This window comes from Streptomyces sp. NPDC037288 (genome assembly GCF_055603265.1).
Window position 1 is genome coordinate 1 of the sequence record NZ_JBVJVY010000028.1, and the last position, 12,114, is coordinate 12,114.

General features: G+C 71.4%; 13 protein-coding genes. 7 read left to right on the plus strand and 6 right to left on the minus strand.

The genetic code is table 11. The features are described 5' to 3' along the window. Positions 1-310 precede the first annotated feature (310 nt). From ACZ7GZ_RS27420 to ACZ7GZ_RS27435, 4 genes are all read left to right on the plus strand, one after another. The gene (locus ACZ7GZ_RS27420; RefSeq protein WP_471028122.1) at positions 311-535 is read left to right on the plus strand and encodes a hypothetical protein; all 225 of its coding nucleotides are present in this window, start codon (positions 311-313) and stop codon (positions 533-535) included. Between the two features lie 179 nt (positions 536-714). Next, positions 715-1,356, plus strand: coding sequence for a TetR/AcrR family transcriptional regulator (locus ACZ7GZ_RS27425; protein ID WP_471028123.1), 642 nt, complete (start codon positions 715-717; stop codon positions 1,354-1,356). A 134-nt stretch (positions 1,357-1,490) separates the two neighbouring features. After that, positions 1,491-1,718, plus strand: a complete 228-nt coding sequence (locus ACZ7GZ_RS27430) for a DUF3107 domain-containing protein (RefSeq protein WP_471028124.1) — start codon at positions 1,491-1,493, stop codon at positions 1,716-1,718. Positions 1,719-1,887: 169 nt separating this feature from the next. Beyond that, positions 1,888-2,157, plus strand: a complete 270-nt coding sequence (locus ACZ7GZ_RS27435; protein ID WP_471028125.1) for a hypothetical protein — start codon at positions 1,888-1,890, stop codon at positions 2,155-2,157. Positions 2,158-2,283: 126 nt separating this feature from the next. On the opposite strand, the gene ACZ7GZ_RS27440 is transcribed toward ACZ7GZ_RS27435, so the two are convergent. Further along, positions 2,284-3,030 carry a ferritin-like fold-containing protein gene (locus tag ACZ7GZ_RS27440; RefSeq protein ID WP_399764319.1) on the minus strand — a complete coding sequence of 249 codons (747 nt, stop codon included), beginning with the start codon at positions 3,028-3,030 and terminating at the stop codon, positions 2,284-2,286. Positions 3,031-3,536: 506 nt separating this feature from the next. Here ACZ7GZ_RS27440 and ACZ7GZ_RS27445 point away from each other — a divergent pair. Both ACZ7GZ_RS27445 and ACZ7GZ_RS27450 read left to right on the plus strand, forming a co-directional pair. Then, the gene (locus ACZ7GZ_RS27445) at positions 3,537-6,284 is read left to right on the plus strand and encodes a DEAD/DEAH box helicase (RefSeq protein ID WP_471028307.1); all 2,748 of its coding nucleotides are present in this window, start codon (positions 3,537-3,539) and stop codon (positions 6,282-6,284) included. Between the two features lie 164 nt (positions 6,285-6,448). Further along, positions 6,449-7,330 (plus strand): alpha/beta fold hydrolase, encoded by an 882-nt coding sequence (locus ACZ7GZ_RS27450; RefSeq protein WP_471028126.1) that lies wholly within the window; start codon positions 6,449-6,451, stop codon positions 7,328-7,330. Between the two features lie 45 nt (positions 7,331-7,375). Here the strand turns inward: ACZ7GZ_RS27450 and ACZ7GZ_RS27455 are convergent, their stop codons facing one another. Further along, the gene (locus tag ACZ7GZ_RS27455; protein ID WP_471028310.1) at positions 7,376-8,278 is read right to left on the minus strand and encodes an NYN domain-containing protein; all 903 of its coding nucleotides are present in this window, start codon (positions 8,276-8,278) and stop codon (positions 7,376-7,378) included. Positions 8,279-8,496: 218 nt separating this feature from the next. Between ACZ7GZ_RS27455 and ACZ7GZ_RS27460 the strand changes: the two genes are divergently transcribed. Continuing rightward, a complete protein-coding gene (locus ACZ7GZ_RS27460) occupies positions 8,497-8,649 on the plus strand; it encodes a hypothetical protein (protein ID WP_019058373.1) in 153 nt (50 codons plus the stop codon). 54 nt (positions 8,650-8,703) lie between these two features. Here the strand turns inward: ACZ7GZ_RS27460 and ACZ7GZ_RS27465 are convergent, their stop codons facing one another. The 4 genes from ACZ7GZ_RS27465 to ACZ7GZ_RS27480 all read right to left on the minus strand — a co-directional run bounded on the left by ACZ7GZ_RS27465 (position 8,704) and on the right by ACZ7GZ_RS27480 (position 11,829). Beyond that, the gene (locus tag ACZ7GZ_RS27465; protein ID WP_471028129.1) at positions 8,704-9,309 is read right to left on the minus strand and encodes a MarC family protein; all 606 of its coding nucleotides are present in this window, start codon (positions 9,307-9,309) and stop codon (positions 8,704-8,706) included. Positions 9,310-9,370: 61 nt separating this feature from the next. Continuing rightward, positions 9,371-10,228, minus strand: coding sequence for a PHP domain-containing protein (locus ACZ7GZ_RS27470; RefSeq protein ID WP_471028130.1), 858 nt, complete (start codon positions 10,226-10,228; stop codon positions 9,371-9,373). Between the two features lie 192 nt (positions 10,229-10,420). After that, complete coding sequence (locus tag ACZ7GZ_RS27475) at positions 10,421-11,062, minus strand: DUF6758 family protein (protein WP_471028131.1); 642 nt, start codon at positions 11,060-11,062, stop codon at positions 10,421-10,423. Between the two features lie 182 nt (positions 11,063-11,244). Beyond that, entirely contained in the window at positions 11,245-11,829 is a 585-nt protein-coding gene (locus ACZ7GZ_RS27480; RefSeq protein WP_471028134.1) for a suppressor of fused domain protein, read from the minus strand. Between the last annotated feature and the right edge of the window lie 285 nt (positions 11,830-12,114).

The window sequence follows — 12,114 nt, forward strand, 5'->3', positions numbered from 1 at the left end:
TCTTTTTTGTCTTCCCCCCCCCCCCCCCCCCCCCCTGCTCCCCCCCCCCCCCCCCCCCCCCCCCCCCCCCCCCCCCGCACCCCCCCCCCCCCCTTCCCCCCCCCCCCCCCCCCCCCCCCCCCCCCCCCCCCCCCCCCCCCCCCCCCCCCCCCCCCCCCCCCCCCCCCCCCCCCCCCCCGACCGGTGAACAGGGGCGACGAACGGACGAGACGGCATGGCGTCCGGAACTGCCGTCTCCTAGGCTCGTACAGAGGGCACCCGCATGTGGCCCCTGCTTCTTCCAGGGACGTTCGTAGGAAGGGAGCCCACCATGGCCTATGACCCGACCGAGCCCGACGCGATCGAGGACCTGGAGGCCGACACGACCCCCGAGATCGATGTCGAGGCCCCGGAGGTGGACGCCGCCGAGCAGCAGACGGACATCAAGCCGGACCGCGACGACCCCCTGACGGGAGTGGATCCGGACCGCGCGAACGAGGCCGATCTGGTCGAACAGGCGCGCGTGGTCTCACTCGACGAGGACGACTACCGCTGACGTCGCGGCACTCCTGCCGCCGACGTCGGCGCACTCCTGCGGCCTCACCGGGACCCACTGCCGCTTTCGCAGCCGTCCGGTACGTGAAATTCTGCGCTCGCACCGCGCACATCACGGTTACCGAAAAGTACGATGGCGGCGCGGCTGACACCGCGATATGGACGACTTTGGGAGGCGGCGTGACAGCCATCGAGCAAACTGAGGCGGCCCGCCCGCGTGGCACCCGTCTGCCGCGCCGCGCTCGACGGAACCAGCTGCTGGGCGCCGCCCAGGAGGTTTTCGTCGCACAGGGCTATCACGCGGCGGCGATGGACGACATCGCCGAGCGGGCCGGCGTGAGCAAGCCGGTGCTCTACCAGCACTTCCCCGGCAAACTCGACCTCTACCTCGCCCTGCTGGACCAGCACTGCGAGTCGCTGATCCAGTCCGTGCGCAGCGCGCTGGCGTCGACGACCGACAACAAGCAGCGCGTCCGGGCCACCATGGACGCCTATTTCGCGTACGTCGAGGACGACGGCGGCGCCTTCCGGCTGGTCTTCGAGTCTGACCTGACGAACGAGCCGGCGGTGCGCGAGCGCGTCGACAAGGTCACCAACGAATGCGCCGAGGCGATCTGCGACGTCATCGCCGAGGACACCGGCCTCTCGCGCGCGGAGTCGATGCTGCTCGCCTCGGGACTCGGCGGTCTGGCCCAGGTGGTGGCCCGCTCCTGGCTGCACAGCGACCGCAGCGTGCCGCGCGAACAGGCGGTGCAGCTGCTCACCTCGCTGGCCTGGCGGGGCATCGCCGGCTTCCCCCTGCACGGCAGCGAACACCACTGACGGCCGTTTGTTCCCGTGCGCTGTTCGCTGACGGCGTTCCGGTCCGCAGCGTGTACGTCCCCTCACCGGACTAATGTGTGCTGAGTACGGCGCGGAAGATCGCGCTCATCACTGACCGTCGGAGGGACAAAGCCGTGGAGGTCAAGATCGGCGTGCAGTACGCGCCCCGCGAGATCGTTCTGGAGAGCGGTCAGAGCGTCGAGGAGGTCGAGCACCTGGTGTCGGAGGCACTGTCCGGCAAGACGCCGCTGCTGAGCCTCCAGGACGAGAAGGGCCGCAAGGTCCTGGTGCCGACCGACCGGCTGGCGTACGTGGAGATCGGCGAGCCGACCGTGCGCAAGGTGGGGTTCGGCGCACTGTAGCCCGACCTCGTGAGAAGGGCCCGGCGGCCTGTGCCGCCGGGCCCTTCCGCATGGACGGCGCACACATGTGGCGCACAACTTCTCCACAGCGGAGGATTGTGCTCCGCAGGTCACGGGTATGACGGGCTACGACCGTTCAAGGCAGACCGGCCGTGGGAGGGACCCCGACATGATCCTGGAAGCACTCGGCTCCGCAGTGCTCGGTCTGGCCCTCGCCCTGATCGCGACGTACCGCCTGTCCCACCGGCTGCCGGCCCGCCCGCTGGTCCTCTCGACGGGCGTCGCCGGCGCCCTCTTCGGCGACTTCGTCACCCACACCGCCCTCGGCTCCGCCGCCACCTGGCCGAGCCTCCTGGGCGCCGCGATCATCTCGGCGGCGTCCTTGTCCCTGCTCCTGCGCCCGGCAGGCCACCTCCGCCGACGATCATTGACGGCGTAGCAAAGGCGCCTTCGCAGCGGACGCCAGGGACAACACCCCGGGGGCGCGGGGAACCGCGCGACGAGCGACAACGGGCCCGCAGCCGCGAGCGTCCCCGCGAGCACCCCCCACGAAGCGCGACGGCGCTCAGGCCGCGAGGCCCAGCGCGGCCATCCGCTTCGTGTGCGCCTCCGTGATCCGCGAGAACATCTTCCCGACCTCCGCGAGATCGAACCCGTCGGCAACCCCGCCGACGAGCATCGTCGACAGCGCATCCCGGTCGGCGACGACCCGCTGGGACTGCGACAGCGCCTCGCCCATCAGCCGCCGCGCCCACAGCGCCAGCCGGCCGCCCACCCGCGGGTCGGCGTCGATGGCGGCCCGCACCTTCTCCACCGCGAACCCCGCGTGCCCGGTGTCGTCGAGAACGGCGAGAACGAGTTCACGCGTGTCGGAGTCGAGACGTGCCGCGACCTCCCGGTAGAAGTCACTCGCGATCGAGTCGCCGACGTACGCCTTGACCAGGCCCTCCAGCCAGTCCGAGGGCGCGGTCTGGCGGTGGAAGCCGTCCAGGGCCGCGACGAACGGGTCCATCGCAGCCGTCGGCTCCTCGCCGATCTCGGTCAGCCGGTCCCGCAGCCGCTCGAAGTGGTGGAACTCGGCCGAGGCCATCTTCGCCAGCTCCGCCTTGTCCGCGAGGGTCGGAGCCAGCTTCGCGTCCTCCGCGAGCCGCTCGAACGCCGCCAGCTCGCCGTACGCGAGCGCCCCGAGCAGGTCCACGACGGCGGCGCGGTACTGCGGGTCGGCGGAGGCCTGCGCCCAGTCCTGGGCGGCGACACCGGTGGGTTCGGCGGAGGCGGCGGACCCGTTCTCAGGCTTGTCAGAGCTAGTCATGAGCCGCACAATAGCCCGCTCGGCCCCCCTCTGAGCTCCTGGTCAACCACTGTGACGACCATGACGTGACCAAATCGGCCATCGCATGTGCGTGAATCCGGGGTATGGTGGTAATGCGCCTGCAAGAGTGCGTCGACGGTGGTCGACGTCTCCGGACAGGGCGCACGCATGAGGATGCCCGGTCGGTGGCCCGATCGGCTCCGACCCGACAGCCCTCCCTGGCCGTACGGCACAGTCCGTACGACGACCGGAGGGACACCCTCAGCGGTACGAGCGCTAGAGCGTCGGCAGAGGTCCCGTGTCTTACGGCTTGCCTTGAATGGTTCGCCCGTACGGCAGCCGACGTCCCCCCGGCACGGTCGCACATGACCCCCGCGCTCGCCTCGCACCGCGCACACAGAAGAGGCATGACCCTGACTACAACGTTTCGAGACCTCGGAATTCTCCCGGAGACCGCCGAGGCCCTGGAAGCCGTCGGCATCATCACTCCCTTCCCCATCCAGGAGATGACGCTCCCCGTCGCCCTCTCCGGCACGGACGTCATCGGCCAGGCCAAGACCGGTACCGGCAAGACGCTGGGCTTCGGCCTTCCGCTCCTCGAGCGCGTCACCGTCCCCGCCGACGTCGAGGCCGGACGCGCCGCCCCCGAGGCCCTCACCGACGCCCCGCAGGCGCTCGTCGTCGTCCCCACGCGCGAGCTGTGCACGCAGGTCACCAACGACCTGCTGACGGCCGGCAAGGTCCGTAACGTGCGCGTGATGGCGATCTACGGCGGCCGGGCCTACGAGCCCCAGGTCGAGGCCCTGAAGAAGGGCGTCGACGTGATCGTCGGCACCCCCGGCCGGCTGCTGGACCTCGCGGGCCAGAAGAAGCTGAACCTGAAGCACGTCAAGTGCCTGGTCCTCGACGAGGCCGACGAGATGCTCGACCTGGGCTTCCTGCCCGACGTCGAGAAGATCATCGACATGCTGCCGGCCAAGCGCCAGACCATGCTGTTCTCGGCGACCATGCCGGGCGCGGTCATCGGCCTCGCCCGCCGCTACATGTCCCGGCCCACGCACATCCGCGCCACCGCGCCGGACGACGAGGGCGTGACGGTCGCGAACATCAAGCAGTTCGTCTACCGCGCGCACAACATGGACAAGCCGGAGATGGCCGCCCGCATCCTGCAGGCCGAGGGCCGCGGGCTGGCGATGATCTTCTGTCGGACCAAGCGCACGGCGGCCGACATCGCCGAGCAGTTGGAGCGCCGCGGCTTCGCCTCCGGCGCGGTCCACGGCGACCTCGGCCAGGGCGCCCGCGAGCAGGCGCTGCGTGCCTTCCGCAACGGCAAGGTAGACGTCCTGGTCTGCACCGACGTCGCCGCGCGCGGCATCGACGTCGAGGGCGTGACCCACGTCATCAACTACCAGTCCCCCGAGGACGAGAAGACGTACCTGCACCGGGTCGGCCGTACGGGCCGCGCGGGCGCCAAGGGTACGGCGATCACGTTCGTCGACTGGGACGACATCCCGCGCTGGCAGCTGATCAACAAGGCGCTGGAGCTGGACTTCAACGACCCGGTGGAGACGTACTCCTCGTCCCCGCACCTGTTCTCCGACCTGGGCATCCCCGAGGGCACCAAGGGCGTCCTGCCGCGCGCGGAGCGGACCCGTGCCGGGCTGGACGCGGAGGAGCTGGAGGACCTGGGCGAGACCGGCGGGCGTGGCGCACGCGGCCGTGGCCGTGGTGGCCGTGGCGAGCGTGACGGCCGTCCCGAGTCCGGCACCGCCGAGCGCGAGCGTACGACCCGCACCTCGCGCCGTCGCCGCCGTACCCGCGGCGGAGCACCGGTCGACGCCGCTGCGACCCCTGCGGCGCCGACCGCCGAGTCCGGCACGGCGGACGCCACTGGCGTCGAGGAGTCCCAGGCTCCCCGCACCCTGCGCCGCCGTCGCCGTACGCGCGCCGGTGCTCCGGCGCAGCCGGCAGCGGCCGAGGCCGCCGTCGAGTCGCTGGACACCGCGGAGGGCGCGCCCGCGCCGGCCACGCCGGAGCAGGAGGCTGCGGCGAACCCGCGTCGCCGCCGCACCCGCAGGAACGCGGACGCGCAGGCTCCGCAGCCGACGGACTCCGCGCTCGCGGAGGTGCCGGCACAGCCCGAGCCCGTGGATCCCGCCCCCGTGGTCGAGGAAAGCCCGGCGCCTGAGGCGACGGCCGAGACGACGGAGGCCAAGCCCCGCCGCCGCACCCGCAAGACGGCAGCTGCCGCCGAGACGGCCATGGACACCGCCGAGACCGCCGAGGCCAAGCCGCGACGGACCCGGAAGACCGCCGCTGCCGCACCGGAGGCCCCCGAGGCGGAGGCCGAGGCCAAGCCGCGCCGCGCCCGTAAGACGGCAGCCACGGCCGAGACCGCGGTGGACACCGCCGAGACCGCCGAGGCCAAGCCGCGACGGACCCGGAAGACCGCCGAGGCCGCCGTGGACACGGCCGAAGGCACGGAGACCAAGCCCCGCGGCCGTACCCGCAAGGCAGCGGAGCCGGTCGTCGAGACCGTGTCCGTCGTGACCGAGGTCCCGGCGGAGGAGCCCGCCCCGGCGACCAAGCCGCGCCGCACGCGCAAGACGGCCGCTGCGGCGCCGGAAGCCCCCGAGGCCGAGGCCAAGCCGCGACGGACCCGCAAGACGGCCGCCGCCGCCGAAGCCGCCGTGGACACCGCCGAGGCCACCGAGGCCAAGCCCCGCCGCACGCGCAAGACGGCAGCCACGGCCGAGACCGCAGCGGACACGGCCGAGACCGCGGAAGCCAAACCCCGCCGCACACGGAAGACCGCCACAGCCGCACCGGAAGCCCCCGAGGCCGAGGCCAAGCCGCGACGGACCCGCAAGACGGCCGCCGCCGCCGAAGCCGCGCTGGACACCGCCGAGGCCACCGAGGCCAAGCCCCGCCGCACGCGCAAGACGGCCGCTGCCGCCGAGACCGCAGCGGACACGGCCGAGGCCGCCGAGGCCAAGCCCCGCCGCACACGGAAGACCGCCACAGCCGCGCCGGAAGCCCCCGAGGCCGAGGCCAAGCCGCGACGGACCCGCAAGACGGCCGCCGCCGCCGAAGCCGCGGTGGACACCGCCGAGACCGCCGAGGCCGCCAAGCCGCGACGGACCCGCAAGGCCGCCGCCGTGGAGATCCCGGCACAGGCGACCGAGGAGCCGGAGGCCCAGCCGCGCCGCCGTACCCGCAAGGCCACGGCGGCCGTCGAGGCCACCGAAGGCTGATCCGGCACACCGTCACCGACGGCCCGGTCCACCCAGGTGGACCGGGCCGTCGCGTTTCCGCCCCCACCCTGCCGCCGCTCCCTCCCGCAGTTCCCCGCGCTCACCAGCGGCTCCGCGCCTCCCCTCCCCCGCCGCCCCCTCCCCCGGCCCGATAGCCTCTCCCCATGAGCAGGCCCGCCACCTTCCTCCCGCCGCCCGGTGCTCGGGCGTACTCCCTGCGAACCGCGCGGGGGGAGTTCGCCGTTGTCGACGCTCCCGTGGCCGACGGGGTCGAGCCGCGAGGGGTCGCGCTGTTGCTGCCGGGGTTCACCGGGAGCAAGGAGGACTTCAATCCGCTGCACGTGCCGCTCGCGGAGCGCGGGTACCGGACCGTCGCCGTCGACGGGCGCGGCCAGTACGAGTCGGACGGGCCCGAGAGCGATCAATCCGCCTATGCGCAAGAGGAGTTGGCACGTGATGTGCTGGCTCAGGCCGAGGTGCTCGGGCAGCCGGTGCATCTGCTGGGGCACTCCCTCGGCGGGCAGATCTCACGCGCCGCCGTCCTGCTCGACCACACCCCCTTCCGGTCGCTCACCCTCATGGCGTCCGGCCCCGCACAGATCTCGGAGTCCCAGCAGCAGCGTGTGAAGCTGCTGCGGGACGCGCTCGCCGTGATGTCGATGGCGGAGGTGTGGGAGGCGATCCAGGCGATGGAGCCGCCCGAGGAGACCGAGACGCCCGCGCTCGACGACGGCCTGGACGACCGGAACGACCTGCGGCGCCGCTGGCTGGGCACCAAGCCCGCCCAACTGCTCGCCACCGGGCGCCAGTTGTGCACGGAACCGGACCGGATCGCGGAACTGGCCGCCGTACCGCTGCCGTTCCACATCCTGTCCGGCTCACGGGACGACACCTGGCCGCTGCCCCTGCTGGACGACATGGCGGTACGGCTGAACGCACGGCGGACGGTGATCGAGGATGCCGAGCACTCCCCGAACACCGACCAGCCCCTGACGACGGCGCGCGCCCTCGCCGACTTCTGGGACGCCGTGGGCGTCCGGGGTTAGAACGACGTAACAGACCGCGTAACGGGGTGGGACTGCGCAGCGGGGTCAGTACTGCGCCTGCAGATGGTGCCAGAAACCGTCCCTGAGGGCGCGGCGCAGGTCCGCCTGGCCGCGCAGGGAGTACTGCAGCAGGCTCTCGGCCTCGACCAGCAGGTCCTGGTCGACGGAGCCGGGAAGGTAGGGGTGGCCGGGGAGCAGTTCGACCAGGGCCTCACGCCCCCGGGAGGCCAGCCACTTGGCCGCGATCTGGGCGCCGACGAAGCGGACGTCCTCGCGGCTGGGACGGGCACCGGAGGTGGCCTCGTAGGCGGCCGTACGGCGGGAGACGTACGGCTTGAAGAACTCCAGGTCGAGGGTGCGCTGACTGTCGACCTCCCAGAGCAGCGGCTCGGCCTGGTTACGGCCCTCGGGCGCCTCGATGCCCCACAGGTGGACACGGGCGCCGTAGCCTTGAGCCGCCTCGACCGCCGAGACCAGGTCCTCGTCGCCGCCGAGGAGCGCCGCGTCGCTGATGGCGCGGTGCCGGGCAAGGGACTCCAGATCCGTGCGGATCAGTGAATCGACACCTTTCTGCTGGTTGTTGGCGTTGAGGTTGCCCAGCCGGACCTTGACGTCGGGCAGTTCGGCGATGGCCTGCTGCTCGGCGGTGTGAATGCGGCGGCGGGCGCCGTCGTACCAGTAGACGCGCAGCAGGCGGCTGTCGGCGAAGACCGAGCGGGCCCGGTCGATGAGGGCCTCGATCAGGCCCTCGGCGTCGAGGTCGAAGGCCCGGCGGTCCTCGGTCCCCGCGACCAGCCGGCCCGCCGCCGCGTACAGGTAGCCCGCGTCGACGAAGATCGCGTGGGTGGAGGGCGTCTTCGCCACCTCGGCGAGCATGCGTTTCAGCAGCTCGTTCGTGTGGTCGATGCGGGCACCCAGGGCCGCCAGGTCGTCGTTCATCGCTTCCATTGTCCCGGTCGTCACGCTGCGAACACAACCGGTCCCGATCGGTCCCGCCGGGGCCCCACACGCTCACCTTACCGGTCAGTAATTAGACGTTCGAAAAATTTCTTTAGCGTAGGGAATGTTTGTAACAAGGAGCATGTTGACTCCGTACGACACCGGATACACAGCCGGTGCACCAAGTAGTTCTCCGCAGGAGGATGACCAGACGAAGGGAGAAGCCCATGCGCTTCGAGATCATGCGACTCGACGAGGTCGACGGCACCACCGTGGACAGCACCGTCGTGGACGCCGCCTCCGTCAACCGGATCGTTCAGCAGGCCGCCGCCATCGGACAGCGCCTGTGGATCCGCCCGGCCGAGACCAAGGCCTCGTAACGCTCACGCGTTCGCGCCACTCAAGCTTTCCGGGGGAGCCGAGCCGACGAGGGCTCAGCTCCCCCGGATCACCTGAGTGATCCCGTTGATGATCTGCTGCACGGCGATCGCGGAAAGCATCATGCCCGCGAGCCGTGTGACCAGCACGACACCGCCGTCCTTGATGACGCGGATGATCAGCAGCGAGTAACGCATCACCAGCCACAGCACGACATGGATCGCGAGGATCGCGGACCACACCGAGATCTGCGTGGACACGCTGTCGGCCTTCTGCACGGCCAGGATCACGGACACGATCGCACCGGGCCCCGCCAGCAGCGGCATGCCCAGTGGTACGAGCGCCACGTTCACGTCCTTGGTCTGCTTCGGCTCGTCGGTCTTGCCGGTGAGCAGGTCCAGAGCGATCAGCAGGAGCAGCAGCCCGCCCGCGATCATCAGCGCGGGGACGGAGACGTGCAGGTAGTCGAGGATCTGGTGGCCCAGGACGCCGAACGTGGCGATGACCCCGCCCGCCACGCACACGGCCTGGAAGGCCATGCGCTTCTGCACCTTGACCGGACGGCCGGCGGTGAGGGCGAGGAAGATCGGGGTGATCCCGGGGGGATCCATGATGACGAAAAGGGTCAGGAACAGGGAGCCGAAGACGGCGATGTCGAACATGAGGAAGTACTGGCCTTGCTGGAAAGGGTGAACTACGGGCGCGTGAGGGCCGCCGGCGGCCTCAGGCTCCGCCGGTGCCCGGTACCGGGAACGCGCCGGTCGCCCGTCGCGTGATCTCCCCGTACACCTCGGGGTCGGTCGTGTACGCGCCCAGCGACACGGTCTTGCGGCTGCCGTGGTAGTCCGAGGAGCCCGTGACCAGCAGACCCAGGTCCTTCGCCAGGCCCCGCAGCCGATCGCGCGCCTCGGCGTCGTGGTCCATGTGGTCGACCTCGATGCCGTCCAGACCGGCCGCGGCCATCTCGGCGATCGCCGCCTCCGGGACCGTACGCCCCCGCTTGGCGGCGGCCGGGTGCGCGAACACACAGACCCCGCCCGCGCCCTTGACCAGCCGGATCGCCTCGAAGGGGTCGGTCTCGTGCTTCTCCACGAAGGCCCGGCCTCCGTCGGCCAGCCACTCCTCGGTGAACGCGTCGCTCACCGTGGGTACGACACCCAGCTCGACCAGCGCCGTCGCGACATGCGGGCGCCCCACGGAACCGCCGGCCGCGATCCGCTCGACCTGCTCCCAGGTGACCGGCACGCCCAGCGCGTCCAGCTTGGCGATCATGCCCTTGGCCCGCGGCACCCGGTCGTCCCGCACCAGCTCACGCTCGGCGAGCAGAGCGGGCTCCTCTGGGTCGAAGAGGTAGGCCAGCAGGTGCATGGAGATGCCGTCGACACGACAGGACAGCTCGGCGCCGGTCACCAGCGTGAGCCCCTCGGGCAGCGCGGCGACCGCCTCGGCGTACCCACGGGTGGTGTCGTGATCGGTCAGCGCGACGACGTCCAGCCCGGCGGCAGCGGCATTCCGCACCAGCTCGGCCGGGCTGTCCGTACCGTCGGACGCCGTGGAGTGACAGTGCAGATCGATACGCACGGTGACTCCAGACGGGAACATGACGGACGGGGACACCTAAGGATAGCGGGGTTTTGAAGCCCGCCTGTCACACCCGCACCCCGGAAGCACCCTTTACCGAACCCACCCGAGGGGCGCGGGGAACCGCGCGGGCAACCACGACGCACCCGCACCCCGCACCGGCGACGAACGGAACCCGGCACCCAGCGGGCGCTACGGCCGGAGCAAGCGCGGCGACAACGCTCCACAGGGCACCAGATCCAGCTCCGCCCCCGCGTCCCGCAGATCCGTCAGCACCAGTTCGTCGTACATGAGAAGACCGGACTGCTCGGGCCACATCACCGCCCACACCCACATCCCGAGGGCCTCGCCGGCGAAGACCGCACGGTCGTCGGGGGTGCGGTAGACGTGCCAGAGCGGGGTCGGGCGGCCGGCGGCCAGGACCTTGGCCTGCGGCGGCTTCTCGATGTTCATGTACGACCCCGGGTCGGGACCGTCGATGCCCGCGTACCGTGCGCCGAGACCGACGCCGAGTTCCTCGGCGACCAGGATCAGCTCCCCGGGACCACCGAGCGGGCCGGGTCCGGAGCAGGCCACGGCGGTCGCGCGGCCGCCGCTGCGGTCGTCGCCGGCGTAGGCCACGCCCGTGAAGAGCCAGCCGACCGGCAGCGGCCAGGGCATCCACAGCGGGACGTGCGTGCGGTGCACAACGGCAGCGAGGGCTTCGACGCTGGGCGGGATCACGGGCTGCAGCGGATACACCGTGCCGTGCACATCGCACTGCCACGCATCGGCGAAGAGACCGGGAGCCCTGACCCGGCCACCACACCGCGGGCAACTGGGTTCGCCCCTCATAGAGCTCCACGGTCCTACCGCTGCCCGCCCACGTCAAGGACGATCACCCGTCCGGACGGAACCTGTCACCCCGAAAGTCGTATGTACATGGCATTTATTAGGCGAGCTAACTTAAGGGAGGGAAGCCCGACGCCAACTGGCCGCCCCCGGGAGTCACTTGGTGAGCTTGCTCACGTCGGCGCTCAGTCCAGCGGGACGGACCCGCGGACCGGGTCACGCAGGTCCGTGCCGTGCGCGAGCCACCGCTCCTGGAGGGCCTGGGCGCCGTGCACCCGCTTCCAGGCGGCCTCGTTCGGGGTCATCGGCAGCAGCGGCAGGAACCGCACCGGCTCCATCGGGTCGTCCAGCTCCAGGTCCTCCACCAGGCCGCCGGGCTCGCCCACCAGGACCGAGGTGAACGGGGCGCCGGGCCACAGCGGGTCGCCCACGTCCAACGAGGCGCCCGGGGTCACGATCAACCCCTCCACCTGCGGGGACGCGGCCAGCACGGCGAGCGGACGGAGCACCTTGCCGGTGTCGGCGAGGCCCGCACGGACGGAGAGGACCAGTTCGGCGCGGGGGCCCTTGACCGGGTCGGCGAGCGTCGCCGTGGGGTCGGTCATGGGGTGCGCGGACATGCCGAGGGTGGCGTACCGCACGACATCCCCCTCCTGGAACCGGAGCACCTCGATGCGGTCCGTGCCGAGGAAGGTGACGGCGGCGCGCGCGTCCGGTTCGCCCAGCGCGGTGGTCAACCGTGCCTCGACCAGAGGAAGAACATCAACCATGCGGTGAGCATAGAACTCGTCAGTAGCGGGCAAAGCGACGCCTTGACACATCGGGCGGCTGCTACGCTGAGCCGGTGGTTCGGGACAGCACGTAGAAGCGTCGCTATCGAGTCCCGACGCCGATGAGTCTCCCTTACGAGGGACCGGCCGGAGGAGGTGGGGCTGTCATGGATCGAAGTCGACCGTGCAGTACCACTCGCTCTTCCGCCCGTTGATGTAGTCACTGGCTGTTTTCTGGCTGGCTGCTGCCGCCTTCCCGTGCGCGTTGCCCTTCGGAAGAGCACC

Bases quoted from the DNA above. Each gene is read 5' to 3' on its own strand.
- ACZ7GZ_RS27480 (WP_471028134.1), bottom strand. From the start codon at position 11,829: ATGGTTGATGTTCTTCCTCTGGTCGAGGCACGGTTGACCACCGCGCTG.
- ACZ7GZ_RS27450 (WP_471028126.1), top strand. From the start codon at position 6,449: ATGAGCAGGCCCGCCACCTTCCTCCCGCCGCCCGGTGCTCGGGCGTAC.
- ACZ7GZ_RS27460 (WP_019058373.1), top strand. From the start codon at position 8,497: ATGCGCTTCGAGATCATGCGACTCGACGAGGTCGACGGCACCACCGTG.
- ACZ7GZ_RS27435 (WP_471028125.1), top strand. From the start codon at position 1,888: ATGATCCTGGAAGCACTCGGCTCCGCAGTGCTCGGTCTGGCCCTCGCC.
- ACZ7GZ_RS27465 (WP_471028129.1), bottom strand. From the start codon at position 9,309: ATGTTCGACATCGCCGTCTTCGGCTCCCTGTTCCTGACCCTTTTCGTC.
- ACZ7GZ_RS27440 (WP_399764319.1), bottom strand. From the start codon at position 3,030: ATGACTAGCTCTGACAAGCCTGAGAACGGGTCCGCCGCCTCCGCCGAA.
- ACZ7GZ_RS27475 (WP_471028131.1), bottom strand. From the start codon at position 11,062: ATGAGGGGCGAACCCAGTTGCCCGCGGTGTGGTGGCCGGGTCAGGGCT.
- ACZ7GZ_RS27420 (WP_471028122.1), top strand. From the start codon at position 311: ATGGCCTATGACCCGACCGAGCCCGACGCGATCGAGGACCTGGAGGCC.
- ACZ7GZ_RS27445 (WP_471028307.1), top strand. From the start codon at position 3,537: ATGACGCTCCCCGTCGCCCTCTCCGGCACGGACGTCATCGGCCAGGCC.
- ACZ7GZ_RS27455 (WP_471028310.1), bottom strand. From the start codon at position 8,278: ATGGAAGCGATGAACGACGACCTGGCGGCCCTGGGTGCCCGCATCGAC.